A 26,472-nucleotide genomic window follows, 5' to 3' on the forward strand; every position below is an offset into this window, starting at 1 on the left:
GTTTTTAAAAGGGAGGATTGGGTCTGTTGGGTTACGCGATAAAGCCGCTAACCCAACCTACATGTGGCCCCATTAAGTTAACAGTATTGGCTTTAACCCGGGGTTATGAAAAAACCGGGAGAGGCGAAGTGTTGCGTTGATTACGCCAAGTTCGAACGAGAGGAGAATGTCATAGCCATCAAGGAGTTCGGATTTTCGGCGCTCACAAGGAATACACCGCGTAACGACCGGGATACCGAGTTGCTGCGCGCTGAGTTGTTCAGCATCGAGCAACTGAAGCGTCACGCGGTAACGCTGGCCGGCCAGCACAGAGTCGGTCTGCGCTCTGGGCCGGACAAGTTGCTGCCACGACTGGCGGACAATGCGCGCGTACTGCTGGCAGCGTATGACGTGGTGACAGCCGCAACCACGCCGGGACAACGGTTGGTGCCGGCAGAATCCTGGTTGCTGGATAATTTCTATCTCATCGAGCAGCAGATCGGCCTGGCGCGCCGCCTTCTCCCACGTAACTACAGCCGGCAATTGCCGCAATTGGCTGATGGCCTGTCAGCCGGATTCCCCCGCATCTATGACTTGGCGTTGGAGTTGGTTTCTCACATGGACGGGCGTGTCGACAGCGACAACGCCACCCAGTTCATTGCCGCCTACCAGAGCATTGAGCCCTTAAAGCTGGGGGAATTGTGGGCATTTCCGATCATGCTGCAGTTGGCGCTGCTGGAAAACCTGCGTCGCGTCGCCTTGCGCATTGCGCGACGGCGCGAGGAGCGTGACACGGCCATCATCTGGGCGGACCGCATGCTCGCGACGGCTGAAAAGGAGCCGAAACAGCTGATCCATTTGCTGGCCGAGTTCGCCAATGCAGATGTGCCGCTGACCGCGCCGTTTGTGGAAGAGTTTTACGCCAGGCTCCAGGATCAGGGGCCGGCCATGGTTTTCGTCCAAACCTGGGTCGAGCAAAAATTGCTTGCAGATGGGGTGACTGCTACAGCCTTGTCGGAGGCTGCCAGCCGAACGGCGGCGACTAACCAGATATCCATCGCAAACAGTATCGGTAGCCTGCGATTCATCGGCGCAATGGACTGGCGGAATTACGTCGAGTCGCTCAGTGCCGTTGAACAGACCTTGTGTGAAGACCCGGCGGGGATGCACGCCGCCCAGGACTTCTCCACCCGCGACCGCTACCGGCATGTCATCGAAGACGTGGCGCGGGGCTGTTCGCGCAACGAGTTAGTGGTGGCTCGCTCGGCCATTGCGCTGGCGCGGGCAGCCGCAGAACGCCTGGGTGCCAGCGACCGTAGCGCGCATGTCGGCTACTACCTGATCGATCATGGACGGCAAATGCTGGAGCGTGCGGTCGGCTGTCGTTTTTCGTGGAAATTGCGGGCCAGCCTGGCGAGCCGGAATTTTCGCCTGTTCCTTTATCTCAGCCCCATCCTGTTGCTCACCGCAGTGGCGGCATCGCTCGTGCTTTCATCTTTCGGTGGCCTGGATCCAGGTGGTTGGCGCTACTGGTTTTTTGCGCTCACCAGCATGATCACTGCATCGGCGCTGGCCGTGGCGCTGGTGAACTTGCTGGTCACGCTCGTCATGCCGCCGCGCGTGTTGCCACGCCTGGACTTTTCGCATGGCATTCCCGATGTTCACCGCACCATGGTGATTGTCCCCACCTTGCTGGGCCAGCCGCAAGATGTCGATGACCTGCTCGAAGCGCTGGAAATACGCTATCTCGGTAACCGCGATCCCAATCTGTTCTTTGCCTTGCTGACGGATTTCCGCGATGCGCCGGAGGAAACCATGCCAGGCGATGACGCCCTGCTCGACCACGCGCGCGCCGCTGTCCTGGCGCTCAACGAGACCTATCGCGACGACCGGCCGTGCATCTTCTACCTGTTTCACCGCCCCCGGGTGTGGAATCCATACGAACGGGTGTGGATGGGCTATGAGCGCAAGCGCGGCAAGCTGGAGCAGTTCAATGCCCGGCTCAGGGGGGAGGCGCAAACCTCGTTTTCGGATATTGTTGGCGATGCCGCCATCCTCGCTTCGATCAAGTACATCATCACCCTGGATACCGACACGCAACTGCCGCGCGATGCGGCACGCACGCTGATAGGTAACCTCGCTCATCCGCTCAATCGCCCGGTCTACGATCCCCAGAAGGGGCGCATTGTCGAAGGCTACGCGATCCTGCAGCCACGTGCTTCGATCAGCCTGACCAGTGCCGGCCAGTCACGCTTTACCAAACTGTTCGCGGGTGAGTCCGGCATCGATCCCTACACGCGCGAAATATCAGATGTTTATCAGGATATTTTCGGCGAGGGGTCGTTCATCGGCAAGGGCATCTACGATGTCGACGCCTTTCGTCAGGCTGTCGATGGGCGTTTTCCGGAGAACCTGATTCTCAGTCACGACCTGCTGGAAAGTGGCTATGCGCGTTCGGCGCTGGTGAGCGATGTCGACCTCATTGAGGAGCACCCGGCCAGTTACGCACTGGAGGCCAGCCGGCGCCACCGCTGGATACGCGGCGACTGGCAGCTTGCCGGCTGGCTGCTGCCGCGCGTGTCCGGGCCAGTCGCGCAGCCAGAATCAAGCGCGCAGCCAGGACCAAGCAAGCCAGATGGATCGAAAACGCAACGGCAAGCTAACCCGCTCACCGCCTTGTCGCAGTGGAAGATTTTCGACAACCTTCGACGCAGCCTCGTGCCGCCGGCCTTGCTTGCCTTGCTGGCCGGTGGTTGGCTGTTTGGCCCGGGGCCAGCGTGGTTCTGGACCCTGCTGGCATTGGCTGTTGTGCTCCTGTCTACCTTGCTGTCTACCGTGATCGGGCTGATCCGCAAGCCTGAAGAACGTGAATGGCTGATACACCTGAGCCTGACCAGTAAATCGGCAGCCCGCCCGCTGGTGCTCGCCCTGCTGAACCTGGTGTTTTTGCCCTACGACACCCTGATTTGCCTGGGTGCGATCCTGCGTTCGGGCGTGCGCATGCTGTTCACGCGACATGGCTTGCTGCTCTGGCAACTGCCATCCTACGCAACACGCAACGCGCGCCGCACGCTGGCTGATTTTTTCAGGGAGATGTGGATCGCGCCGGTTGTGGCGCTGATGTTGAGCCTTGCATTGGAAGGAGCAGATTTGCTCTACTGCTTGCCCGTCTTGTTGCTCTGGCTGGTGTCGCCTGTCGTCGGCTGGTGGATCAGCCTGCCGCTGGTGTCCCCCATACCGGATTTGAGCATTGAGCAACGGCTGTTCCTGCGAGCTTCAGCCCGGCGGACGTGGCGTTTCTTCGCTGAGTTCGTCGGTCCACTGGACAACTGGCTGCCACCCGACAACTTCCAGGAATACCCGGCTCCGGCCATTGCCGCGCGCACCTCGCCCACCAACATCGGCATGTCGCTGCTGGCGGACCTGGCGGCGTACGATTTCGGTTACATTCCCGCTGGAGAGTTCCTCCGGCTGGTCGAGAATACCCTGGCCACGATGGAAAAGCTGGAACGCTACCGCGGCCATTTTTACAACTGGTATGACACGCGCACGCTGCAAGCCCTGCACCCGCGATACGTCTCATCGGTGGATAGCGGCAACCTGGCTGGCAGCCTGCTCACCCTGCAAGCCGGGCTGGCCGAACTGAAAGACCAGCCGGTGCTGTCATCAAACGCATTCCAGGGGCTGCAGGACACCTTGCAGGTATTTGTCGAACATCTGCCTGCTTCACCTGCGCCGGATCTTGCGAAGCAGATCAGGTTTCTGCAGGACACACTACATTCACTGATATCGAATGGTCAGCCACCGGCACTGGCTGCCGCCGATAGCTTGCTGGATGAGATTCACCGTACTGGCGAGGGGCTGGTCAAGTGGCTGCCCGCAGATATTGATATCGATGGCGAACTCTATTACTGGGCGCAGGCATTCGACCAGCAATCCCGCGCTCTGCGTGACGACCTGGGATTTTTAGTACCCGCACCGCGACAATTCAGCAACATCCCGACACTGACAGAATTGGCCAGCACGCGTGCAGTGGAGCGGCTCGGCGTCATCGACGCCTTGCTGGAGCGTTGCCGCAAACTGGCGGCGATGGACTTTGAATTTCTCTACGATACCTCGTGTGGCTTGCTGAGCATCGGCTACGACGTGGGCGAACGGCGCCGCGATCCGTCATGCTACGACCTGCTGGCATCGGAAGCGCGCCTGGCCAGTTTCCTGCTCATCGCGCAGGGCCAGGTTCCGCAGAAACACTGGTTCTCGCTCGGCCGCCTGCTGACCAGTCATGGCGGCGAGGTAAGCCTGATTTCGTGGAGCGGCTCGATGTTCGAGTACCTCATGCCGCAACTGATCATGCCCAGTTTCGACAACACCCTGCTGGAGCAGACCTGCAAGGCCGCCGTGTCGCGCCAGATCGAGTATGGCCGTCAACGCGCCGTGCCTTGGGGTATTTCCGAGTCCTGCTATAACGCCACCGATGCTGCCCAGGTCTATCAATACCGGGCCTTCGGCGTGCCCGGCCTGGGTTTCAAGCGCGGTCTGGGCGACGACCTGGTCATCGCGCCATACGCCAGCGCACTGGCGCTGATGGTGATGCCGCAGGCCGCGTGCCGCAACCTGCAGACGCTGGCGGAGCAGGGTTTCCTCGGCGCCTACGGCTTCTACGAGGCGGTCGATTACACGCCATCGCGTGTGCCGCGCGGCAAGCGTCACGCCATCGTGCGTAACTTCATGGCGCATCATCAAGGCATGAGCCTGTTGGCTTTCGAGCATGTATTGCTCGACCGGCCGATGCAGCGCCGCTTCATGTCAGACCCGCTGGTGCGCGCCACAGAATTGTTGCTGCAGGAGCGCGTGCCGAAGAAAGGCGCCACCCTGCACCCGCACGCGGCTGAAGTGAGCGCCACCGCGCGTCCGCCAGAGGCAGAGGCAGGCACGATCATGCGCGTGTTCACCGACCCGAACACCCCGATACCAGAAGTTCACCTGTTGTCCAACGGCAGGTGCCACGTCATGGTGAGCCATGCCGGCGGAAATTACAGCAACTGGCGCGGCCTGGCCGCCAACCGCTGGCGCGAGGACGCCACCTCAGACAGCTGGGGAACGTTCATTTACCTGCGCGATCGCGACACCGGACGATATTGGTCAAGCACGCATCAGCCGACCCTGCGCCAGGCCGATCACTACGAGGCGATCTTCGTGCAGGCGCGCGCCGAATACCGGCGGCGCGACCAGGCGATCGAAACGCACACCGAGATCAGCGTTTCACCTGAAGACGACGTTGTGATCCGCCGCGTCACCCTCACCAACCTGTCGTCCCGGCCCCGGCATATCGAGGTGACGAGTTACGCCGAGGTCGTGTTGGCGCCGTTGAATGCCGACCTTGCCCATCGCGCTTTCAGCAACCTGTTCGTGCAAACCGAAATCCTGCCCGGGCAGCAGGCGATCCTCTGTACGCGGCGCCCGCGTACACAGGGGGAGAAGGTGCCGTGGGGATTTCACCTGTTGACCACACCAGGAGCGGTTGCCGGCGAGTCATCTTATGAGACTGATCGTGCCCGCTTCATCGGCCGGGGGCGAACGGCGGCCAACCCGGTGGTGCTGGACAGCAGAGACAGCCCGCCGGGATTGTCGAATACCGATGGTTCGGTGCTCGATCCCATCGTTGCGATTCGCCGCACCCTTACCCTGACACCCGATGAATCGGCGACGGTGCAGATCATTTCCGGTATCGCGGACACGCGCGAAGGCGCTTTGGCTTTGATCGAGAAATATTGCGACCGGCACTTTGTCGAGCGTGCCTTTGAAATGGCCTGGTTCCACAGTCAGGAGGTGTTGCGCCACCTCAACGCAAGCGAAGCCGATGCGCAGGTCTTTGGCCGCCTGGCCAGCTCCGTCGTTTACAGCAGTGCGCTGCGCCGCGCTGCGCCCAGCGTTATTGCCCGCAACCAGTTGGGTCAGCCGGGACTGTGGCGCTTCAGCATCTCGGGCGACCTGCCGATCGTCCTGATACGAATCGGCGACCTGAACCGCATCGACCTGATCAAACAGGTGCTGCAAGCCCATGCCTACTGGCGCATGAAAGGTTTGGCTGCGGAGCTGGTGATCATCAACGAGGATTTCTCCGGCTATCGCGCGGTTCTGCATGACCTGATCATGGGGCTGATCAACGCAGGTCCCGATGCGCAAATTATCGGCAAACCGGGCGGGGTCTTCGTGTTGCGCGCCGAAGAACTGTCCGGGGATGAACGGGTTTTGTTCCAGACCGTCGCCCGCATCGTGTTCACCGACACGGCCGAAACCCTGATCGAGCAGGTGGAACGCCGCCTGTCGGCAGAGCGTGTGTCCGACCGTTTCGAACCCGTGCTGCAAGCGGCGGTTGAGCGTATCCATCCGCTACCCGAGCGCGAACGCATCTTCTGCAACGGACTGGGGGGCTTCACGCCCGATGGGCACGAATATGTCATCACCCTTGAGCCAGGGCAGAATACGCCGGCGCCGTGGGCCAATGTTATCGCCAGCCCGCACATCGGCACGGTCGTCAGCGAGGGTGGGAGTGCCTACACCTGGGTGGGAAACGCGCACGAATTCCGTCTGACCACCTGGCACAATGATCCGCTCTCCGACAGTAGTGGTGAGGCGTTCTACATTCGTGATGAGGAAACGGGCGCATTCTGGTCGCCGGCACCGCTGCCGGCCCGTGGAAAATCCGGCTATGTATGCCGGCACGGCTTCGGCTACAGCGTGTTTGAGCATTACGAAGCCGGTATTGCCTCGGAACTCTTTACCTACGTCGCGATGGACGCAGCGGTGAAATTCGTGGTGGTCAAGCTGCACAACCATTCGAAGCGCACGCGCCGATTGACGCTGACCGGATATTGGGAACTGGTGCTCGGTGAGTGGCGACATGCCAATCTGATGCACATTGTGACCGAAACGGATGCCGGCAGCGGGGCACTGTTTGCCCGCAATGCTTATGGCCGGGAATGCGCCAATCGGGTGGTTTTTGCGCAAGTCAGCGATGCTCATTCAGGTGGGACGGGGCGTACGGTGACAGGAAGCCGCACCGAGTTCATTGGCCGCAACGGCTCGCTGTCCAGTCCGGCGGCGATGCAGCGCAAGCATCTATCGAACCGGACCGGTGCGGGTTTCGATCCGTGCGCCGCGATCCAGACCCAGATCAAACTGGCCGAAGGGCAGGAGAGCGAGATCGTGTTCGTGTTTGGTGCAGCGCGCGACAGCGACGAAGCACAACATTTCATCCAGCGCTTCTGTGGGCCGATTCGCGCGCGGCAGGCATTGGAGGCGGTGTGGGGATACTGGAACCATACCTTGGGCGCGGTGCACGTGGAAACGCCGGACCCCGCGCTGAACGTGCTGACCAACGGCTGGCTGATGTACCAGACGCTATCCAGCAGGTTGTGGGGCCGTAGCGGGTATTACCAGTCCGGCGGCGCCTACGGCTTTCGCGACCAATTGCAGGACACCATGGCGCTGCTCCATGCGACACCCTGGCTTGCCCGCGAGCAGTTGATCCGTTGCGCCGAACGCCAGTTCCTTCAGGGCGACGTGCAGCACTGGTGGCATCCGCCCAACGGGCAAGGGGTGCGCACTCATTTCTCGGATGACTATCTGTGGCTGGCATATGCCACCTGCCGTTATGTGCAGGCGACCGGCGACACGGGTGTTCTGGACGAGTCAGTGCATTTCCTCGATGGTCGCGAATTGAATCCAGAAGAGGAGGCTTACTACGACCAGCCGCAACGTTCGACTGAAGCAGCAAGCCTGTATGAGCATTGCGTGCGTGCCATCAAGCATGGCTTGCGCTTCGGCGCACATCAGTTGCCGCTGATGGGTTGTGGCGACTGGAACGATGGCATGAATCTCGTCGGCCGTGACGGCAAGGGCGAGAGCGTCTGGCTGGCCTGGTTCCTGTACGAGAATCTTGAACTGTTTGCCGGGCTGGCGCGTGGCCGGGGCGATGCGGCCTTCGCCGAATCCTGCGGCGCGCAGGCTGCCCTGCTGCGCAACAACATCGAGACCCATGCCTGGGACGGCGCCTGGTACCGGCGCGCCTATTTTGACGATGGCACACCGTTAGGCTCGTCCAGCAATGACGAATGCCAGATCGATTCGATCAGCCAGAGCTGGGCGGTCATTTCGGGCGGCGGCGATCCCATACGAGCCCGCCAGGCCATGGCGGCGGTGGACCAGCGCCTGGTGCGGCGCGACACACAGCTGATCCAGCTGCTCGACCCGCCTTTCGATAAATCCGGCCTTGAACCCGGTTACATCAAGGGCTACGTGCCCGGCGTGCGCGAGAACGGCGGCCAATACACCCATGCCGCGATCTGGTCCACGATGGCGTTTGCCATGATGGGTGAGCGGGAACGGGCGTGGGAATTGTTCGCCATGCTCAACCCCGTCAATCACGGCAGCACGCCTGCGGAGATCGAACGCTACAAGGTCGAGCCTTACGTCATGAGCGCGGATATTTACGCTACGCCGCCCCACACAGGCCGGGGGGGCTGGACCTGGTACACCGGGGCAGCGGGCTGGATGTACCGGCTGAGCGTGGAAACGCTGCTGGGCCTGCAACTGGAAGTGGACCACCTGCGCATTGCACCGTGCATCCCGGCCCACTGGGAGTCGTACAAAATCCATTATCGTTATCGTGAGACCTTCTATCACATCACTGTCAAGCTTGTCGGCGAGCATTCGGAACAGGCGGTCGGCGTGACGGTGGACGGCGTCGAACACCCCGGCAAACTCATTCCGCTGCTCGACGACCGCCAGGATCACGCGGTCGAAGTGAGAATAATCGCGCTTCAATAATCCTAGAAAAAGCAGTTAACCACGGAGTTCACGGAGAACACGGAGTAAAAACAATAGATAGCATGATATTTGGCAATCACCCGTTGGGTGAGGCCATAAATTTCCTCAAACTGCCTTTCTCTGTGCTCTCCGTGCCCTCCGTGGTTGTCGAACTGAGGTTTTTAGGATAATCCAAGGAGATAAACATGAACATGACTTTAAGCCTCGCCCCGCTGGTTTCACTGCTTGCCGGCATTCTCATTCTGCTTGTGCCGCGTCTGCTCAATTACATCGTCGCGATTTATTTGATTATTATCGGCTTGATCGGGTTGTTCGGCGGGAGCGGTTTGCATATACGGTGATGGCGGGAGCCGATTCCGGGCATGGGGAGCGCGCCATGAGCGGTAACACGCCAAGGGTGCAAAACGTGTATGCTGCATGCATGGTCATGCCCATTTGGACGGCCATTCAGAGACCGCACATGGATACCCCGCACAGCCCCAACCAAAACCATCTTCTCGCTGCCCTGCCCACGGCTGAATTCGAGCGCATCGCGCCTTATCTGGAGTTGGTCGCGATGCCGCTGGGCGAAGTTCTTTACGAATCCGGCGGCCAGTTGCAGCACGCCTATTTCCCGGCCACTGCCATCGTTTCCCTGCACTACGTGATGGAGAACGGCGCATCATCCGAAATCGCGGGGGTAGGCAACGAGGGTGTGCTCGGTATTTCACTTTTCATGGGCGGCAACACCACGCCCAGCCGGGCCATCGTGCAGACCGCGGGCCACGGCTACCGGCTGAAGGCGCGCTTGCTGAAGGAGGAATTCAATCGCGCCGGGCCGATGATGCGTTTGATGCTGCGTTACACCCAGGCATTGATTACCCAGATATCCCAAACTGCGGTCTGCAACCGGCATCATTCGGTGGAGCAGCAGCTGTGTCGCTGGCTGTTGCTGACCCTTGATCGCTTGCCCTCGAACGAATTGACCATGACACAGGAACTGATTGCCAGCATGCTCGGCGTGCGCCGCGAAGGCATCACGGAAACCGCCGGGAATCTGCAGCGCGCGGGTTTGATCAGTTACCGCCGGGGTCACATCACCGTAATTGATCGATCGGGATTAGAAACCCGCGTGTGCGAATGCTATGCGGTGGTCAAAAACGAATTCGATCGCTTGCTGTGCGATGTGCGTAATCGCCAGGAATTTTCCTCAGCCAGTGGTTAATCCCTGGCACTGCTTGATGCTTTGCATAAATTTGCCCTGCTGTGTGCGATAACGCACGGAGCGCGGCAGGTTTTATCGCTATGATGAAACATGACTGCTCAAATTCGTCCACGGACTTGCCCCCTGGTGACTGCAAGCAAACGCATGCTTTTTTGGCGCAGGATGAGCTTGGCAGGGCGGGCACATATACCCACCTTGCCGGGCTTTATTTAACAGAGATAAACCATGTCCAAAAAAATCCGTGATGCCGCTATTGCCAACCCCGCAGCTGGGGCGGCGAAGGGCATCACCGAGGTCCGGCGCCAGGAGGCCTTGCTTAAAACCGGGGCCTTGCAGAACGCGATTCTGAACAGCGCCAACTTTTCGAGTATCGCTACCGACGAGAAGGGCGTTATCCAGATCTTCAACGTCGGCGCCGAGCGCATGCTGGGCTACTCGGCAGCCGATGTCCTGAACAAGATCACCCCGGCCGACATTTCCGATCCGCAGGAATTGATCGCGCGCGCGCAAGCGCTCAGCATCGAGCTGGAAACCCCGATTGCGCTGGGCTTCGAGGCCTTGGTGTTCAAAGCCTCACGCGGCATCGAGGACATCTACGAGCTGACTTACGTCCGCAAGGATGGCAGCCGCTTTCCAGCGGTGGTGTCGGTCACGGCGCTACGCGATGCTCAAGGCAAAATCATCGGCTACCTGTTGATTGGCACTGATAATACCGCGCGCAAGCGGGTGGAAGCCGAGCGGGCGCAGCTCCTTGAGGCGCTGCAAAATAAAAACGTCGAGCTGGAGAGCGCCAAATTCGTGGCGGAAAAAGCCAACCTTGCCAAATCGGATTTCCTTTCCAGCATGAGCCATGAACTGCGCACCCCGCTCAATGCCATCCTCGGCTTTGCCCAGTTGCTGGAGGCGGGTTCACCGCCACCCACGCCCACCCAGATTATCAGGCTGCACCAGATTACCAAGGCGGGATGGTATCTGCTGGAACTGATCAACGAAATCCTCGATCTCGCGGTGATCGAGTCCGGCAGGCTATCGCTGTCGCGAGAACCGGTGTCGCTGATCGAGGTCCTGCGCGAATGCCAGGCCATGATCGAACCGCAGGCGCAACAACACGGCATCCAGTTAAGCTTTTCCCCTTGCGATCACAGCTGGTTTGCCCATGCCGACCGAACCCGGGTCAAGCAGGTTGTGATCAACCTGCTCTCCAATGCGATCAAATACAACCGCGAGCATGGAACGGTAGCGGTGGAGTGCACCGCGAGCACCCCGGAACGTATCCGCATCAGTGTCATAGACAGCGGTGAGGGATTGGCCCCCAAAAAGCTGGCGCAGCTATTCCAGCCGTTCAATCGTCTCGGGCAAGAGTCCGGCTCCGAGGAAGGGACGGGCATCGGTCTGGTGGTCACCAAGCGGCTGGTCGAACAGATGGGAGGCGCCATCGGCGTGGAAAGCACCGTCGGCGTGGGCAGCGAATTCTGGATCGAGCTGATCCGGGACGTTACGCCCCACCTTGCCGCTGGAAGCACAATGCCCGCTGAACTTGCACCGCAAGCCCAGGGAAATACCCAGCAAAGCGCGGCGCGGCGCACCCTGCTCTATGTGGAAGATAATCCGGCCAACCTGATGCTGGTCGAACAGATCATTGCGGGCTGCCCACATATGCACATGCTGAGCGCGCACGATGGCAATCTCGGCATCGCGCTTGCACGTGCCCATCTCCCGGACGTGATCCTGATGGACATCAATCTGCCTGGCATCAGCGGTTACCAGGCGCTGAAAATCCTGCGCGAAGATCCGTTAACGGCGAACATCCCGGTGCTTGCCATCAGTGCCAATGCCATGCCACGCGATATCGACAGAGGCCTGGAAGCAGGGTTCTTCCGCTATCTTACCAAGCCGATCAAGGTCAACGAATTCACGGAGGCGCTGGATAGGGCGCTGGAGCTTGTGGAAACAGAGTCAGACGGAACAATTACCTCGGAATCCCTGTGATGGTCAGTGCTACCGATTTTCATAATGCCCGCATTCTGATCGTGGACGATCAGGAAGCCAATGTGCGGTTGCTGGAACAAATGTTGCGTGAAGCCGGCTATCGGTGCATTACGACGACGATCGATCCGCATGCCGTCTACGCGTTGCACCGCGACAACCACTACGACCTGATTCTGCTCGATCTGCAGATGCCCGGCATGGATGGTTTCCAGGTGATGGAGGGCCTGAAGGAAATTGAAATCGACGGCTACCTTCCGATCCTCGTGATTACGGCCCAGCCGGGCCACAAGCTGCGGGCGCTGACCGCCGGCGCGAAGGATTTCATCAGCAAACCCTTTGACATGATGGAAGCCAGGACGCGCATTCACAACATGCTGGAAGTGCGCTTGCTGTACAAGCAACTCGAGGATTACAGCCGTGAGATGGAAACCCTGGCGCTGCATGACCCGCTGACGGGGTTGCCGAACAGACGGCTGTTGATTGACCGGCTTTCGTTGTCCATCGCCCATGCGCGCAGGAACAAACGCATCATGGCGGTGATGTATCTGGATCTGGACGGGTTCAAGGAGATCAACGACACCCTGGGCCACGATGCGGGCGATGCGCTGCTGAGCCTGGCCGCCGCTCGCCTGGTGGCCGCGGTGCGGCAAGAGGACACGGTGGCGCGCCTGGGTGGCGACGAATTTGTGATTGCGTTGTGGGAATTAAGTCATGCCGAGGATGTGGCCGATCTGGCGTCAAAAGTGATTCAGGCCGTGTCACAACCCTATCGCATTCAAGGCCGCGACATGAGCATGACGGCCAGCGTCGGTATCAGCATTTATCCCGCGCATGGCGAGGAGGTGGAGACGCTGATGAAGAGCGCTGACCTGGCCTTGTATGAGGCCAAGCGCACCGGCAAGGGTGATTATCGCATCGCAGAGCGGCCTGTTGGCAAGGCGAGTTGTTGACGTAACCTCCCCCATGGGGCTGAATCTCAGTGCAAATAAAAAAAACGGATAAATACGATGATTAGCGAACATGAAATTTTTAACGCCAGCATTTTGATCGTTGACGATCAGGAGGCCAACGTGCAGTTGCTGGAGGAAATACTGCACGATGCCGGCTATGCTTGCGTTGCGACGACGATAGACCCCTATGCCGTCTGCGAACTGCATCGCAAAAACCGCTATGACCTGATCCTGCTCGACCTGCAGATGCCCGGCATGGATGGCTTTCAGGTGATGAAAGGCCTGAATGAAATCGAAACGGATGGCTACCTTCCGGTACTCGTGATCACCGCCCAACCCGATCACAAGCTGCGTGCGCTCGCCGCCGGCGCGAAAGATTTTGTCAGTAAACCGTTTGATCTGGTCGAAGTTCAGACGCGTATTCGTAACATGCTGGAAGTGCGGCTATTGTATAAAAAACTCGAGATTTCCAACAAGGTACTGGAACAGACGGTGCTGGAACGCACCGCCGAACTACGTGAAAGTGAAGCGCGTTTTCGCCGTCTCACCGAGCTGTCATCCGACTGGTATTGGGAGCAGGACGAAAACGGGCATTTCACCAGGATTTTTGGCCCGGTGCTTGAAATGCTCGGAATCCAGGTTGACGACGCGCTGGGTGAAGCAGGGGATGACCAGGGGGCGCGCTGGAATGAGGGCGAGCGCAAGATACTGGAGGCGAACCTGGCCGCCAGACGGCCGTTTCTGGATTTCGTTTACAGCCGTACCAATCCGGACGGCTCGCTGCAATATTTTATGGTGAGCGGGGAGCCGATGTTCGATGCCTCCGGCCGCTTTACCGGCTATCGCGGAATCGGCAAGGACGTGACGGAAACAATGGGTGTCAAACTTGAACCGCATCCGACAGGCTGCTAGACCCCTTTTTCAGCCCGGCCCTATGTGCGACAGCGAACAGATATTAATTAGAGAAACCCGGATCATTTGTTCATCCTGCTCTTCCAACCAAATGCCAGCTTTCCTTGGAAATCAACAGCTTGTAGGTCGGGCTTTAGCCCGAAATTTCGGGCTGAAGCCCGACCTACGATTTAATGGATTATTTGGGTTAAAGTTAACTCGCCATCAAGAATCACTAACAACAGGAGATTCAACATGAAACGTTTTCTGATTGCAGCGGTGCTAGCCGCTGCCACCGTCACCACCCCGGCACTTGCCGCCGATGTGGGCGTCTCGATCAGCATCGGCGACCCCGGCTTCTATGGCCGGCTCGACATCGGCGATTACCCGCCGCCACAAGTGATCTATCGTCAGCCGAGGGTCATCCAGCGGGTACCGATGGACCGCCCGCCGGTCTATTTGCGCGTGCCCCCTGGTCACGCCAAAAATTGGAGCAAGAACTGCCGCAAATACAATGCTTGTGGCGAGCGGGTCTACTTTGTGAAAGATAGCTGGTATAACCGCGAATATGCGCCGCGTTACCGCGAACAGCACCGTGATCGCCGGGATGAACGCAGGGATGACAATCGTGGCAAGCAAAAATATGACCGCCAAGGCAACGATCGCGGCCATGGCCGTAATTAAGGTATTGGCGTAACAACCAGATCTGGCTCATACAAACCCTGCTTCGGCAGGGTTTTTTTGTTTGTACGCCAGCGTACAGACGCGACATGACATTCGCGATAAATTGATTTCCATCGAGGCTGGAAAATTGCCATGCCGCAATGCAAATCCGTGCATAGGCGCCAGTCGCGAAAATCAACTCACGCTAAGGAGACGAAAATGAACTGGGATCGTATCGAAGGAAACTGGAAACAATTGAAGGGCAATGTCAAAGAGCAGTGGGGCAAGCTCACCGATGATCATCTGGATGTGATTGCCGGCAAGCGCGACCAGCTTTCTGGAAAGATTCAGGAGGTATATGGCATCACCAAGGACGAAACAGAGAAGCAGATTTCCGATTGGCAGGCGCGTCAGAAAGATCAGCCTCAGTAAAGCGATACATGGGTGGGTGCATATGCCGCAACCCACCGTTTCACCCTGTTGGGCAACTCAAAGGAATCATCATCATGAATAAAATCAATATCAGTTCGATCGTACTGGCAATCAGTCTTGCATATGGCGTTAATGCCATGGCGGAAAACATGCCGAAGAGCGAATACAAGGCTGCCGAGAAAAACATCGAGGCCGAGTACAAGTCCGCAAAGGCGGCTTGTTCTTCATTGGCCGATAACGCCAAGGATATTTGCGTGGCCGAAGCGAAAGGCAAGGAAAGTGTCGCAAAAGCTGAGCTTGATGCGGCCTATAAGCCTTCTAAAAAAGCTAGCTACGGAGTCAGTGTTGCCAAGGCAAAAGCGGAATACGCGGTGGCTAATGAAAAGTGTGATGACAAGGCTGGCAACGTCAAGGATGTGTGCGTGAAAGAAGCGAAAGCCGCCTTGGTAAGCGCCAAAGCCGACGCCAAAACACAGTTGAAAACCTCGGAGGCAAACGCGACAGCCAAAGAGGAAACTTCCTCGGCACGTCAGAAAGCTGCGGAAAAAGGCAGCGAAGCACGTCATGACGCGGCGGCTGACAAGCGTGATGCAGAATATAAAGTGGCGAAAGAAAAATGCGATGCACTGGCGGGCGACGCCAAGGAACTTTGCATGACCGAAGCAAAAACGCACTACGGAAAATAAACAACCAGGCCAGGAATTTTCCTGGCCCAGTTGTTTGACACAGAGGTACCAGCAACACAAGGTGATGATCGAGGGCTACACCGACAATGCCGGTGGTGACAGCTTCAATCAGGCGCTCTCAGACCGGCGTGCCAATGCCGTGCGCGTGGCTTTGCTTGACATGGGAACCAGCAGTGACCGCATCACCACGCGTGGTTATGGTGAAGCGTTTCCGGTTGCCGGCAACGACACTGCCGCCAGTCGCCAATTGAATCGGCGCGTGGAAATCATCCTTTCCGACGAAAACGGCAATATCGTCCCACGCTAGGCGTTAGCGTGAACTCGCGCAGCGAGCCTTCGTCCCCCTCTCCCGCAAGCGGGGGAGGGTTGGGGTGGGGGAAACGGCCATGGCGATTTTCATCATTCTGGGTTGCACCGTTGCCATGGCCGTTAGAGGGAAATCCTGGTCTACGCATTAAGACCAGGCCAGTTTTTTGTTGATATACAAGGAGAACGAAATGTCACTGGGAACCATTTTATTGATCATTGTTTTGCTGATGCTGGTCGGGGCGTTTCCTGCCTGGCCGCACAGCAGGTCGTGGGGTTATGGTCCGAGCGGAGGTCTCGGGCTGGTATTGATCATCCTGCTTGTTTTATTGGTGCTGGGACGATTGTAATTTTGAAAAAACTGCCCGCTCTGTACGCTATCGCACAGAGCGGGATTGAAAAGAAGCGGACCATCATTAAACGATCTAAAGAAGCTCGTGCAGGGTTTGATGCAATTGATGAATTCGCGCGGCAGGGTCGTTTGAAACGCCAGGGAAGTCAGGATTTTACAATCGTGGCTCAAGCCCAGGCTCTTTTATCTACAAGGAGATTAGCATCATGAAACAACTTAAAATCATTTCCACCCTTATCCTGGCTGTCATGTTTGCGACGTTGCTGGGTTGCGCCTCGACGTCCAAACAGGAAAGCACAGGCGAATACATTGACGATAGCGTGATCACGACCAGGGTAAAGGCCGCGGTATTTCAGGAATCCACTTTGAAATCTGCTGAAATTAACGTCGAAACTTACAAGGGTGTGGTTCAGTTGAGCGGATTCGTCAATTCAGCAGCGGATATTAACAAGGCGGTCGAAATTACACGCAGCATCAAGGGCGTGACCTCCGTCAAGAATGACATGCGAGTCAAGAGTAAATAGTAAATTCGCATATTTAATTACGTTTAATCGGGAGTGGCGAAAATGCTTGGAACTATTGCGGTTATCTTGATTATCCTCTGGTTGCTAGGCTTGGTCTCCTCCTACACCATAGGCGGGTTCATCCACATTCTTCTGGTCGTCGCGATCATAATTATTTTGCTACGCGTCATCCAGGGTCGACGCTTGTAACGATCCCGGGTTTTTCCATGCAGCGAGGTGGCCGGGCAGGGTGAGTTGATTGTTGGCGATTTCTGCTTTACCCGGCTTCCTTGATGCCAAAACAAGTGCCCTTCTAGTGGAGAAAATATTATGAACGCAGTCAAGATGTTGGCAATCGCGCTGATCGTGGCCGGTGGCTTGGGATTGGCCTATGGCGGTTTCACCTACACCAAGGATACACATCAGGCCAAAATAGGCCCGATAGAGCTATCGGTTCAGGAGAAGGAAACAGTAAATGTCCCGATCTGGGCCGGGGTAGGGGCGATCGTGGCAGGGGTTTTCCTGCTTTTAATGCGCGAGAAGTAGAAAAAATGAGCCAATTAATTTCATGTTTTTCCCGTTTTTAATGGCTAAAGCGCAAAACATAACGAGAGGAGTCCACCATGAATACGATAGAACGAGCAACCGAGAAAAGCATGGAAAAATTATCCGACGACGTGGTCGCCGACTTCAAGGAAGTGCTGGCCGATACGGAAGCGCTGCTGAAAGCGACGGCAGATCAGGGCGGTGAGAAACTGGCCGAAGTGCGTGCCAAGGCGGAGGAATCTCTCAGAGTTGTGAAAGCCAGGATGGCTGAGGCGCAGGCGGAATTGCTGGTCAAAACCAAAGCGGCAGCCAAGGCTACCGACGTTTATGTCCATGAAAATCCATGGAAAGCCATTGGCGTCGCCGCAGGCTTCAGCCTGGTAATCGGCCTGCTCCTCGGCCGCCGCTAGTCGTTAGCAGGCCGACAGGGCTTTGATAGGTTCAGGATGCGCTCGTACGTTTCCTTGTCGGCCCGGTAACAACTGCAGGATGCGGCTTCCAGGCCAGCGTTGTCGTTAATCCTGACATCACCCCGGCTATAGCTGATCAGCCTCTTCTTCTGCAGCGAACCCGCTGCCTTGGTAATACCAACGCGACGCACGCCCAGCATATGGGCAAGAAATTCATGGGTGATATGAAACGCATTTGAGTGAGCCCGGTCTTGCATCATCAGAAGCCAACGGGCAAGACGCTCTTCTACTACATGGAAGCGGGCGCAAGCAGCCGTTTGCGTCAGTTGGATCATCAATACATGGATGTAACGGTTCAGCTCCTGTTGCAGCGCAACGCAGTGTTTCAGTTCACTGTGGAAGCGTTCTGCATCCATGCGCCATGCATTGCCTGAGCCCTGCACCACGGCATGCAGTGAGCTAACAGCCACACCGAGCATGATGGGAATGCCGAACATGCCCTCACTGCCGACCAAGGCTACCTCAAGGCTGTTGTGACAGTCGATTGGCGTCATCAGTGAAATATAGCTATCGGTGGGGAAATAAACGTGGCGAATTATCTGATTTGGCTGGCAGAGAATATTGCCGAAAACCAGCTCGACTTGCTCACAGCCAGACAACAAATGTTGGCGATCTTTGCGACAAAGCGCGGCAAGCAGACTGTTTTCCGCAGGGATATGTTCCTCAGAGGGCACTCGACTCTCCTGAGTTCTCTTGAATGAATGGAAAAAACTGCGCACCTCATCGTTAGCCGTCAGACATGAAGTGACATGGCGCTTCGAGGTGGTAACACTTCGACAAGCGTAAGCTGAAGCGCTAGCTAGTTCTGTACGCTGGCAAACATAACGCGTAATTTTCCATCATTAAGGTTTAACCCAAATAATCCATCAACTTGTAGGTCGGGCTTCAGCCCGAAATTCCGGGCTAAAGCCCGACCTACAAGCTGTTGATTTTATTGTCGATTACAAGGTTTAAATCACCGGCTTTAGCTGAAAAAATGGTCAGGATTCATGCAATTGAGAAAGGACTGGCATGCATTATCCCCCTTGAAAGGGGAGGGTTAGCCCGGCGGCCTGGGGGAAGAGGCGCTTACAGCCAGTGTGCCCACAAACGCGCCGCCCTTTCCTTGATGCGGGCGCCGATTGAACGTTTTCTCCACGTTTCAAGCGTAACGGGTTGGGACGATGCCAGGTCTTTCTCGAACAGGGTCTGCATTTGTGCGCCGAAATCCTGCCCCAGCATGACGGCATTGATTTCCTGGTTGTTGACGAAACTACGCCAGTCGAGATTGGTTGAGCCTACGGTTGACCAGACACCGTCTATGAGCGCGGTTTTGGCATGCAGCAATGCATCTTGCCGCTGGTAGATTTTTACGCCGGCGCTGAGCAACTCATCGTAAAAAGAACGCGATGCGTAATATACCAGTGACGAATCTATTTTTTCGGGCAACAACAGCCTCACGTCCACGCCACGCTGAACCGCCTCCTTCAATGCGGCAAGCAGTTGCGGATCGGGGACAAAATAGGCATTGGTCAGAAAAACCCGGGTTTCCGCACTATTGATGGCGGAGAGCAAGGTTGCATAGATCTGGCTGTAAGGCTCCTCGGGCGAACTGCCGATGGCACGCACAACCTCGTTGCCTTTTCTACCCGGTTCAGGGAAATAGTCCCTGGGCGCCAATGGTTCGCCCTTTTGCTCGCTCCATGTCGCCATGAACAGTTTCTGGAATTCGCTGACAACTGGCCCAGCCATGCGTAAATGGGTATCACGCCATGGTAGATTGTCTTTGGTTGATTTAAATCTGCCGAATGACCCGCTGGAATATACGCTGCTGATATTGATACCGCCGACAAAGGCGACCTGCCCGTCCACGATCAATAATTTACGGTGATCACGCCGGTTTACGTCCCATCCTTTACGTGTAATGAGCGGGTTAACCGGATTGAATTCCAGAATATTCACACCGCTTTCTTTCAATGGCTCGAAGAACGCTTTAGGTGTGCTGATCGCTCCCACGCTATCGTATATGAAGTTTACCTGCACACCGCTGCGTTGCTTGCTGATTAATAGCTCGGCAAAGCGCCGCCCGATCTCATCATCATCGATGATGTAGGTCTCCATGTTGACATGGTCCTGCGCGTTCTCTATCGCGGCGAACATGGATTGATAAGTTGCCGGGCCATCGATTAGCAAATCCACCTTGTTGCCCACCACCAGCGGGCTACCGGCAATCTCTGCTTCCCGTGCCAGATGTTTTTCGAAGATATTGGTGTCTGCGCCATTGCGTTCAAGTCTGGCGAGAATTGCCTTGCTCTGCTGAGCAGTCAAGGGGCCATGCGCGCCATCGAGCTGCACCGGATGCGATGGCCGCAGCGCCATGTCGGGCACCATGGCGGGTATTGAGCTGCAACTTGCGAGAAGCGCCAGGCAAAGCGCGGCTGCAAGTTTTTCGATACTCGCATGCCCAATTTTCTTCATATGCACTCGTGTCTTTTTCAGGCAGTCATCATGCTCCGCCCGCACAATGAAGAAAAGACAAATCAGAATATTCGTCGTTGCCGGGGCAAGTCCAGGCGCTATGGCACATATGCACAAGGGTTGAAGGGACGCGATGCGATAGAACGCTTTTCGTCCCGTGATACGGCAATGTCTGTCCTCATGTCATGAGTCCTGGCTTGCGTGGCATTCACATCGGGTAGCAGACGATTGAATTCTGTTTTGACTGTTTGGTAGCACTCGCAGGCCCGATCCTCCAATCCAGACCGTTCAATAATCGTGACGTGTCCACGGCGGCAGCCAATAAGCCCTGCGTGCTGCAATTTCCCGGCGGCCTCCGTGATGCCCTCGCGACGCACGCCGAGCGAACTGGCAATCAATTCATGTGTCAGGGTCAATTCGTTCGAGGGCGATCGGTCGAGATTTAACAACAGCCAGCGGCAAACTTGCTGCTCCATCGAATGATGCCGATTGCACACTGCGGTCTGGGACATCTGTGTCATCAGTGCCTGGGTGTAATGCAGCAACAAATCATGCAATGCGCTGGTACGGCGCCCCCCGGCACGATTGAATTTGTCCTTCAGCACCTGCGCCCTCAGCCGGTAGGCATAGCCCGCGCACAGCGCCATGGCTCGATGGGGCATGCTTTCTCCGCCCGTGATGAGCGCAACGCCGAGCATTCCCTCATTGCCGACCCCGGCGATTTCGGCTGATGCGCCATCCTCCATCACATAGAGCAGGGACACAATGGCAGTCGCGGGGAAATAGACATGGTGCGACGGGCAGCCGGACTCATAAAGTGTTTCACCGAGCGGCATCTGGACCAGTTCAAGATGAGGAGACAGATAATCGTATTCGGCTGCGGGCAGTGCGGCGAGAAGGTGGTTTTGTCGTGGGGTGCACAAGTCAGACATGTAAATCTCCCTAACGGTCATGGCGAAACGCCGCCCCGAATCATGAAACGACGTTTCGCAATGTCCGTTTTCCTCTCTCCTTGCTCTATGTGGAGTTATCTGCGGCAGCGCTGATCTATGCCCTGGCCCAGGGCAACGTCATTTTGACATAGCGTAAGCCACTGAAAGTCTGGAAGTAAATACCACGCAGTATGTATTGCCAAGTGCTACATGAGCGCATCCAATGAGTGAGCAATTCCGGCAGCATCAGGTATTGGCGGATGCCATATAAATATTCATCACGACCCGCTTCTGTGCGATACCGCACAGAAGTCTTGGGCAAGAGCGGCTAGCATGCAGCAAGTTGGAGTTGGTTTCGCATTGTCGTCGACAACCATGACTCTGGCCCTGGTTATCGAACTGGAGGTCACAAAATGAAAATTCGCTATGTATTCATGGTGCTGGGGATGTTGTTGTACTCGATGGCATCCTCCGCTGCTCAGGTGAGCGTCGGCATTTCGCTGCCAAACGTAAGCATCGGAATCAACCTGCCGGCATACCCGCAACTCGTCCGCGTGCCAGGTTACCCGGTCTACTATGCGCCACGGCTGGAAGCCAACTTCTTTTTTTACGACAGCATGTACTGGGTTTACCAGGACGATAACTGGTACGCGAGTTCCTGGTACAACGGCCCCTGGGGGCTCGTGGCGCCGGAGTTTGTGCCTGTGTTCATCCTGCGAATTCCCGTGAGTTACTACCGCCAGCCGCCTGCGTATTTCCGTGGATGGCAGTCTGATGCGCCGCCACGTTGGGGTGATCACTGGGGCCGTGATTGGGAGCAGCGCAGAGGCGGCTGGGACAGGTGGGACCGCCGCGCGGCCCCGGCCCCGGCTCCGCTGCCAAGCTACCAGCGAAAATATTCAGGGGATCGCTATCCCCGCCAACTGGAGCAACAACAGCAGCTCCAGCAGCGGAATTACCGTTACCAGGCGCGTGACCCGGTAGTGCAGCAACACTATCAGGAACGGGCGGGGCAAAGAGCTCCGGCCCAACGGGAAATGCAGGTTCGCCCGGAAGTTCAGGATCGTGGGCAGCAGCCACAGCCAAGGCTGGACCCGCGTGAGCAGCAGGCGCCAAAATCGCAGGGGCGGGAAGAAAAACAGCAAGGCAAGGACGCCACGCGCGAGCAGAAACGCAAACAAGAGCAGGAGCAGGAGCGGGGTCGTGGCCGCAATGAGTAACAAGCTTATGTGCGACACCGCACAGACCGTATTTGATTTTGCGATTAACCTGCAATCATCAAATCAGGAGGTTTTATGAAAACACCCCAAATACTAATCGCAGTCTTTCTCGCTACGTCAGCCCTGATGAGTGGTTGCGCGAATACCTATTCTCCCCCCGTGTCATCCGCACCATCCTATTCCAATACCACTTATGGCGTGATCGATGCGATCGAGATCACTCGTGAGAGCAGCAGCGGGATAGGCGGCAGCGGGATAGGCGCTGGCGCCGTCATCGGCGGTGTCGTGGGCGGAGTGCTCGGACACCAGGTCGGTGAAGGCACAGGCAAGGATGTCGCGACCGTGGCCGGCGTGGTAGGTGGCGCAATGGCCGGACACCAGATAGAAAAGAGTAACAGGCAGCAACAAGATGCATATCGCATACGGGTGCGCCTTGACAACGGCGGGTATCAAACCGTGACGCTGCAGAGCATAGGCGACTTGCGCGTCGGAGACCGGGTCCGTGTCGAGAATGACCGCGTGTCTCGCTACTAACACGTAATGAATTGCCGGCGGCCCGCTGCGCGACCGGATTTAAAGTTTCAGTTTAACAAAGGGAAATAACATGAAAACCTCACGAATCATTCTTAATGCGCTGGCCATGGCTTCTTTAACCTTCGCTGGCATGGCTTCCGCCCATGAAGTCGCCAAGGAAGGTTACCTGATCGATACCCGCGGCAATGTGGTCAAGAACAATTACAACGAGTGCTGGAAAACCGGCTACTGGACACCGGCCATGGCGATTGCAGAATGCGATCCGGATCTGATCAAGAAAGAAGAGCCAAAAATGGCTGAAGCCAAGGTCCCCGCTGTAGTCCCTGCCACCGGCCCGGAAAAAGCGGCTTTCGCCGCCATTACCCTGCAAGCCGAAACGCTGTTTGACTTCGACAAGTCTGTCATCCGCGCTGACGGCCAGAAAATTCTGGACGATGAAGTCGTTAGCAAGATGAAGCAATATCCGCAAGTCGAAGTGGTACTGGTGACCGGCCACGCCGACCGCATCGGTACCGATGCCTACAATCAGAAGCTCTCCCAGCGCCGTGCAGATGCTGTTAAGGCTTACCTGGTTGGCCAGGGCATTGAAGACAAGCGCATTGAAACCGCGGCCAAAGGCGAGGCCGCGCCGGTTGTTCCCTGTGATGACGTGAAGGGCAAAGTCAGCGGCAAGAACAAGAAGCTGGTCGAGTGCCTGCAACCCAATCGCCGTGTCATGGTGGAAGTAAGGGTTCAGAAGCCAACCCAGAAGTAAAGCTCGCCCCCAAATGTTCCGCAGGAAGTAAAGGCCAGCCAATTCATTTTTGGTTGGCCTTTTGTTTTTATTGCGGCATGGATCAAGCTTCATTCGCACGAAACGTGGCACGCAACCGTAGTGCCAGAAACCAAACGGATCATGGCCGTTCCATTTGAGTACTTTTCATCAGCACGCTTTGTGGCGGCGCTCTCGACACGAACGGTTCGGGAGGGTTAAACTGCACTCTTTTTGCGGGAATTGGCTTCATGCTTAAAGGCAGTCTGGTAGCGATTGTGACGCCCATGTACGAGGATGGCAGTCTGGATCTGGACCGCTTGCGTGCGCTGGTGGATTTTCACCTGGCGGAAGGCACGGATGGCATCGTGATCGTCGGCACCACCGGCGAGTCGCCGACGGTGAATTTTGAAGAGCACTGCCAGCTCATTCGCACCACGGTGGAGCGGGTGGCGGGACGGATTCCCGTGATTGCCGGCACCGGTGCCAATTCGACCAGCGAGGCCATCGAGCTGACCCGCTGCGCCAGGGAAGCAGGCGCCAATGCCTGTCTGCTGGTCACGCCTTACTACAACAAACCCACCCAGGAAGGGCTTTACCGCCACTTCAAGGCCGTTGCCGAGGCGGTGGACATTCCGCAGATTCTCTACAACGTGCCCGGCCGCACCGCCTGCGATCTCAGCAACGACACGGTGCTGCGCCTGGCACAGATTCCCAACATCATCGGCATCAAGGATGCGACCGGCAACCTGGAACGCGGCACGGACCTGATCCTGCGCGCGCCTGCCGGTTTCGCCCTCTATTCCGGCGACGATGCCAGCGCGCTGGCATTCATGCTGCTCGGCGGCCATGGCGTCATTTCGGTGACGGCCAATGCGGCGCCGCGCAAGATGCACGAAATGTGCGCGGCGGCATTCCGCGGGGATCTGCCCGCTGCGCTGGCGATCAATGCAAAACTCTTCGGCCTGCACCAGAAACTGTTCGTGGAAGCCAATCCCATCCCGGTGAAATGGGTGGTCGCGCAACTCGGACTGATCGGCAATGGCATCCGGCTTCCTCTCACCCCGCTTTCTACGGCTTTTCACGACACGCTCAAAGCCGCCATGAAGCAAGCAGAACTGATCTGAAGGTTAAATTAATGATGTTTCGCAAACTGGTTTTACCGATCACCCTCCTGGCGTTGCTGGCGGGTTGCAGCTCTTCCTTTCTGGAAGGCAAGAAAATCGATTACAAGTCTGCTGGCAAGGTTCCGCCGCTGGAAGTGCCGCCGGACCTAACCGCGCCTGTTTCGGATAATAAATTTGTGGTGCCTGATGTGAACCCGCAAGGCAGCGCCACTTTCTCCTCCTATAATCGCGAGCGTGTGGCGCAGCCGCAGGCTGGCAGCACGGATTTGCTGCCGCAACAGCCCAAGGTTACCGTAGAACGCGCCGGAAACGAGCGCTGGCTGGTGGTGCGCGCAACACCCGAGCAGGTCTGGCCGGTGGTGAAGGAATTCTGGCAGGAACTGGGCTTCATTATTAAAACCGAATCCCCCGAGTCCGGCGTGATTGAAACGGACTGGGCGGAGGATCGCGCCAAAATCCCGCAGGATATGATCCGCAGCACCTTGGGCAAGGTGCTGGATGGCCTTTATTCCACGGCTGAGCGCGACAAGTTCCGTACCCGTCTGGAGCGCGGAAAGGATGCCGCTACAACCGAGGTTTATATCAGTCACCGCGGTATGTATGAAGTGCTTGAAGGTGGCGATGGCGGCAACAGGACTATCTGGCAACCGCGCCAGGCGGACCCTGAACTGGAAGCCGAAATGTTGCGCCGTCTGATGGTGCGCTTCGGAGTGGAAGATGCACGCGCCAAGACAGAGATCGCAAGCGTGCCCGTGGTGGAGCGTGCCAAGATCAGCCGGGCGCAGGATGGTTCGCAGATGCTGCAGGTGCTGGACACCTTCGATCGTGCCTGGCGTCGCGTGGGCCTGGCCCTGGACCGTGTCGGCTTTACCGTGGTGGACCGGGATCGCTCCAAGGGGCTGTACTTTGTGCGCTATATCGACCCTGAAATTGACGGCAAGAAAGAAGAGAAGGGTTGGCTGTCAAAACTCGCTTTCTGGAACAGCAGTGACAGCAAGGTTCTGGGCAAGGAACAGTACCGCATTCTGGTTTCAGAGAGTGGAGAGAATTCGCAAGTGCAAGTGCTGAACAAGGATGGCAAGGCTGAAAGTTCGGATACTGCGGACAAAATCCTCAAGTTGCTGCACGCGCAATTGAAGTAATGAGGTTCGCTTCCCTCGGAAGCGGTAGTCGAGGCAATGCGCTGGTTGTCGAGGCGGGCCGGACCAGAGTGATGCTGGATTGCGGTTTCGCGATACGCGAAACCGTGCAGCGCCTGGCTCGGCTGGATCTGGCGGCCGAGGATATCAGCGCCATTGTCGTCACGCACGAGCATACCGACCATATCCGCGGCGTCGCGGCTTTCGCGCGCAAATATGATCTCCCCGTCTGGCTCACTCACGGTACATTCAGTAGTTCCTCCTCGCAATTCAAGGACGCTCAGGCCGTTCATCTGTTTGATTGCCATCATCGCTTCATGATTGGCGATATTGAAATCGAGCCGTACCCCGTTCCCCATGATGCCCGCGAACCGTCCCAGTTCGTCTTTGGTGACGGAGCGCGGCGTCTGGGCGTGCTGACTGACGCCGGTTGCTCAACCCCTCATATCGAGACCACTCTGAACGCTTGTCATGCGCTGGTCCTGAATGTAATCACGATGCGGATATGC

Annotated in this window: 25 protein-coding genes; 22 read left to right on the top strand and 3 right to left on the bottom strand. The window is 57.2% G+C overall.

Annotation, left to right across the window (positions count from 1 at the left end; genetic code table 11):
• Positions 1–105: 105 nt before the first annotated feature.
• The 16 genes from WC392_12970 (at position 106) to WC392_13045 (ending at position 17,743) form a co-directional block, all read left to right on the top strand.
• Positions 106–8,811 (top strand): glucoamylase family protein, encoded by an 8,706-nt coding sequence (locus WC392_12970; protein MFA5243274.1) that lies wholly within the window; start codon positions 106–108, stop codon positions 8,809–8,811.
• A 185-nt stretch (positions 8,812–8,996) separates the two neighbouring features.
• Positions 8,997–9,152: a DUF3096 domain-containing protein gene (locus WC392_12975; GenBank protein MFA5243275.1), complete on the top strand. Its 156-nt coding sequence runs from the start codon at positions 8,997–8,999 to the stop codon at positions 9,150–9,152.
• A 119-nt stretch (positions 9,153–9,271) separates the two neighbouring features.
• Entirely contained in the window at positions 9,272–10,015 is a 744-nt protein-coding gene (locus tag WC392_12980; protein ID MFA5243276.1) for a Crp/Fnr family transcriptional regulator, read from the top strand.
• Positions 10,016–10,240: 225 nt separating this feature from the next.
• Positions 10,241–12,004 carry an ATP-binding protein gene (locus WC392_12985; GenBank protein ID MFA5243277.1) on the top strand — a complete coding sequence of 588 codons (1,764 nt, stop codon included), beginning with the start codon at positions 10,241–10,243 and terminating at the stop codon, positions 12,002–12,004.
• On the top strand, positions 12,004–12,954 hold the full coding sequence (locus tag WC392_12990) for a diguanylate cyclase (GenBank protein MFA5243278.1): 951 nt from the start codon (positions 12,004–12,006) through the stop codon (positions 12,952–12,954). Before WC392_12985 ends, WC392_12990 begins: the two co-directional genes overlap by 1 nt.
• Positions 12,955–13,011: 57 nt before the next feature.
• Complete coding sequence (locus WC392_12995; GenBank protein MFA5243279.1) at positions 13,012–13,866, top strand: response regulator; 855 nt, start codon at positions 13,012–13,014, stop codon at positions 13,864–13,866.
• A 234-nt stretch (positions 13,867–14,100) separates the two neighbouring features.
• Positions 14,101–14,529 (top strand): hypothetical protein, encoded by a 429-nt coding sequence (locus tag WC392_13000; protein ID MFA5243280.1) that lies wholly within the window; start codon positions 14,101–14,103, stop codon positions 14,527–14,529.
• Positions 14,530–14,727: 198 nt separating this feature from the next.
• The gene (locus WC392_13005) at positions 14,728–14,940 is read left to right on the top strand and encodes a CsbD family protein (protein MFA5243281.1); all 213 of its coding nucleotides are present in this window, start codon (positions 14,728–14,730) and stop codon (positions 14,938–14,940) included.
• Positions 14,941–15,014: 74 nt separating this feature from the next.
• Complete coding sequence (locus tag WC392_13010; protein ID MFA5243282.1) at positions 15,015–15,626, top strand: hypothetical protein; 612 nt, start codon at positions 15,015–15,017, stop codon at positions 15,624–15,626.
• A 61-nt stretch (positions 15,627–15,687) separates the two neighbouring features.
• The gene (locus tag WC392_13015) at positions 15,688–15,933 is read left to right on the top strand and encodes an OmpA family protein (protein ID MFA5243283.1); all 246 of its coding nucleotides are present in this window, start codon (positions 15,688–15,690) and stop codon (positions 15,931–15,933) included.
• Positions 15,934–16,123: 190 nt separating this feature from the next.
• On the top strand, positions 16,124–16,282 hold the full coding sequence (locus WC392_13020) for a DUF3309 family protein (protein MFA5243284.1): 159 nt from the start codon (positions 16,124–16,126) through the stop codon (positions 16,280–16,282).
• 2 nt (positions 16,283–16,284) lie between these two features.
• Positions 16,285–16,494 (top strand): hypothetical protein, encoded by a 210-nt coding sequence (locus WC392_13025; GenBank protein ID MFA5243285.1) that lies wholly within the window; start codon positions 16,285–16,287, stop codon positions 16,492–16,494.
• Positions 16,491–16,808 (top strand): BON domain-containing protein, encoded by a 318-nt coding sequence (locus WC392_13030; protein MFA5243286.1) that lies wholly within the window; start codon positions 16,491–16,493, stop codon positions 16,806–16,808. The genes WC392_13025 and WC392_13030 overlap by 4 nt, the downstream gene beginning before the upstream one ends.
• 42 nt (positions 16,809–16,850) lie before the next feature.
• Positions 16,851–16,997 (top strand): lmo0937 family membrane protein, encoded by a 147-nt coding sequence (locus WC392_13035; protein ID MFA5243287.1) that lies wholly within the window; start codon positions 16,851–16,853, stop codon positions 16,995–16,997.
• Between the two features lie 120 nt (positions 16,998–17,117).
• Entirely contained in the window at positions 17,118–17,333 is a 216-nt protein-coding gene (locus tag WC392_13040; GenBank protein MFA5243288.1) for a hypothetical protein, read from the top strand.
• Between the two features lie 77 nt (positions 17,334–17,410).
• Positions 17,411–17,743: a DUF883 family protein gene (locus WC392_13045; protein MFA5243289.1), complete on the top strand. Its 333-nt coding sequence runs from the start codon at positions 17,411–17,413 to the stop codon at positions 17,741–17,743.
• Here WC392_13045 and WC392_13050 read toward each other — a convergent pair.
• The 3 genes from WC392_13050 to WC392_13060 all read right to left on the bottom strand — a co-directional run bounded on the left by WC392_13050 (position 17,740) and on the right by WC392_13060 (position 21,192).
• Positions 17,740–18,477 (bottom strand): Crp/Fnr family transcriptional regulator, encoded by a 738-nt coding sequence (locus WC392_13050; protein MFA5243290.1) that lies wholly within the window; start codon positions 18,475–18,477, stop codon positions 17,740–17,742. The two genes, WC392_13045 and WC392_13050, sit on opposite strands and share 4 nt — an antisense overlap.
• Positions 18,478–18,871: 394 nt before the next feature.
• On the bottom strand, positions 18,872–20,260 hold the full coding sequence (cls, locus tag WC392_13055; GenBank protein ID MFA5243291.1) for a cardiolipin synthase: 1,389 nt from the start codon (positions 20,258–20,260) through the stop codon (positions 18,872–18,874).
• Positions 20,261–20,358: 98 nt separating this feature from the next.
• The gene (locus tag WC392_13060) at positions 20,359–21,192 is read right to left on the bottom strand and encodes a Crp/Fnr family transcriptional regulator (GenBank protein ID MFA5243292.1); all 834 of its coding nucleotides are present in this window, start codon (positions 21,190–21,192) and stop codon (positions 20,359–20,361) included.
• 413 nt (positions 21,193–21,605) lie between these two features.
• Here WC392_13060 and WC392_13065 point away from each other — a divergent pair, with 413 nt between their 5' ends.
• From WC392_13065 to WC392_13090, 6 genes are all read left to right on the top strand, one after another.
• On the top strand, positions 21,606–22,412 hold the full coding sequence (locus WC392_13065) for a hypothetical protein (protein MFA5243293.1): 807 nt from the start codon (positions 21,606–21,608) through the stop codon (positions 22,410–22,412).
• A 75-nt stretch (positions 22,413–22,487) separates the two neighbouring features.
• The gene (locus tag WC392_13070; GenBank protein MFA5243294.1) at positions 22,488–22,946 is read left to right on the top strand and encodes a glycine zipper 2TM domain-containing protein; all 459 of its coding nucleotides are present in this window, start codon (positions 22,488–22,490) and stop codon (positions 22,944–22,946) included.
• A gap of 70 nt (positions 22,947–23,016) precedes the next feature.
• Positions 23,017–23,700 (top strand): OmpA family protein, encoded by a 684-nt coding sequence (locus WC392_13075; protein MFA5243295.1) that lies wholly within the window; start codon positions 23,017–23,019, stop codon positions 23,698–23,700.
• A gap of 248 nt (positions 23,701–23,948) precedes the next feature.
• Positions 23,949–24,824, top strand: coding sequence for a 4-hydroxy-tetrahydrodipicolinate synthase (gene dapA, locus WC392_13080; GenBank protein MFA5243296.1), 876 nt, complete (start codon positions 23,949–23,951; stop codon positions 24,822–24,824).
• Between the two features lie 11 nt (positions 24,825–24,835).
• Positions 24,836–25,966: an outer membrane protein assembly factor BamC gene (gene bamC, locus WC392_13085; GenBank protein MFA5243297.1), complete on the top strand. Its 1,131-nt coding sequence runs from the start codon at positions 24,836–24,838 to the stop codon at positions 25,964–25,966.
• Positions 25,966–26,472 (top strand): MBL fold metallo-hydrolase (locus WC392_13090; GenBank protein MFA5243298.1); only part of this gene is annotated, 507 nt, incomplete at its 3' end. The genes bamC and WC392_13090, both read left to right, overlap by 1 nt.

This window comes from Sulfuricella sp. (assembly GCA_041651995.1).
GTDB lineage: Bacteria > Pseudomonadota > Gammaproteobacteria > Burkholderiales > Sulfuricellaceae > Sulfurimicrobium.

What these genes read in the sequence shown, in the direction of transcription:
- WC392_12970 (MFA5243274.1), top strand. Translation starts at nt 106, where the DNA reads ATGAAAAAACCGGGAGAGGCGAAGTGTTGCGTTGATTACGCCAAGTTC.
- WC392_12975 (MFA5243275.1), top strand. Translation starts at nt 8,997, where the DNA reads ATGAACATGACTTTAAGCCTCGCCCCGCTGGTTTCACTGCTTGCCGGC.
- WC392_12980 (MFA5243276.1), top strand. Translation starts at nt 9,272, where the DNA reads ATGGATACCCCGCACAGCCCCAACCAAAACCATCTTCTCGCTGCCCTG.
- WC392_12985 (MFA5243277.1), top strand. Translation starts at nt 10,241, where the DNA reads ATGTCCAAAAAAATCCGTGATGCCGCTATTGCCAACCCCGCAGCTGGG.
- WC392_12990 (MFA5243278.1), top strand. Translation starts at nt 12,004, where the DNA reads ATGGTCAGTGCTACCGATTTTCATAATGCCCGCATTCTGATCGTGGAC.
- WC392_12995 (MFA5243279.1), top strand. Translation starts at nt 13,012, where the DNA reads ATGATTAGCGAACATGAAATTTTTAACGCCAGCATTTTGATCGTTGAC.
- WC392_13000 (MFA5243280.1), top strand. Translation starts at nt 14,101, where the DNA reads ATGAAACGTTTTCTGATTGCAGCGGTGCTAGCCGCTGCCACCGTCACC.
- WC392_13005 (MFA5243281.1), top strand. Translation starts at nt 14,728, where the DNA reads ATGAACTGGGATCGTATCGAAGGAAACTGGAAACAATTGAAGGGCAAT.
- WC392_13010 (MFA5243282.1), top strand. Translation starts at nt 15,015, where the DNA reads ATGAATAAAATCAATATCAGTTCGATCGTACTGGCAATCAGTCTTGCA.
- WC392_13020 (MFA5243284.1), top strand. Translation starts at nt 16,124, where the DNA reads ATGTCACTGGGAACCATTTTATTGATCATTGTTTTGCTGATGCTGGTC.
- WC392_13030 (MFA5243286.1), top strand. Translation starts at nt 16,491, where the DNA reads ATGAAACAACTTAAAATCATTTCCACCCTTATCCTGGCTGTCATGTTT.
- WC392_13035 (MFA5243287.1), top strand. Translation starts at nt 16,851, where the DNA reads ATGCTTGGAACTATTGCGGTTATCTTGATTATCCTCTGGTTGCTAGGC.
- WC392_13040 (MFA5243288.1), top strand. Translation starts at nt 17,118, where the DNA reads ATGAACGCAGTCAAGATGTTGGCAATCGCGCTGATCGTGGCCGGTGGC.
- WC392_13045 (MFA5243289.1), top strand. Translation starts at nt 17,411, where the DNA reads ATGAATACGATAGAACGAGCAACCGAGAAAAGCATGGAAAAATTATCC.
- cls (MFA5243291.1), bottom strand. Translation starts at nt 20,260, where the DNA reads ATGAAGAAAATTGGGCATGCGAGTATCGAAAAACTTGCAGCCGCGCTT.
- WC392_13060 (MFA5243292.1), bottom strand. Translation starts at nt 21,192, where the DNA reads ATGTCTGACTTGTGCACCCCACGACAAAACCACCTTCTCGCCGCACTG.
- WC392_13065 (MFA5243293.1), top strand. Translation starts at nt 21,606, where the DNA reads ATGAAAATTCGCTATGTATTCATGGTGCTGGGGATGTTGTTGTACTCG.
- WC392_13070 (MFA5243294.1), top strand. Translation starts at nt 22,488, where the DNA reads ATGAAAACACCCCAAATACTAATCGCAGTCTTTCTCGCTACGTCAGCC.
- WC392_13075 (MFA5243295.1), top strand. Translation starts at nt 23,017, where the DNA reads ATGAAAACCTCACGAATCATTCTTAATGCGCTGGCCATGGCTTCTTTA.
- dapA (MFA5243296.1), top strand. Translation starts at nt 23,949, where the DNA reads ATGCTTAAAGGCAGTCTGGTAGCGATTGTGACGCCCATGTACGAGGAT.
- bamC (MFA5243297.1), top strand. Translation starts at nt 24,836, where the DNA reads ATGATGTTTCGCAAACTGGTTTTACCGATCACCCTCCTGGCGTTGCTG.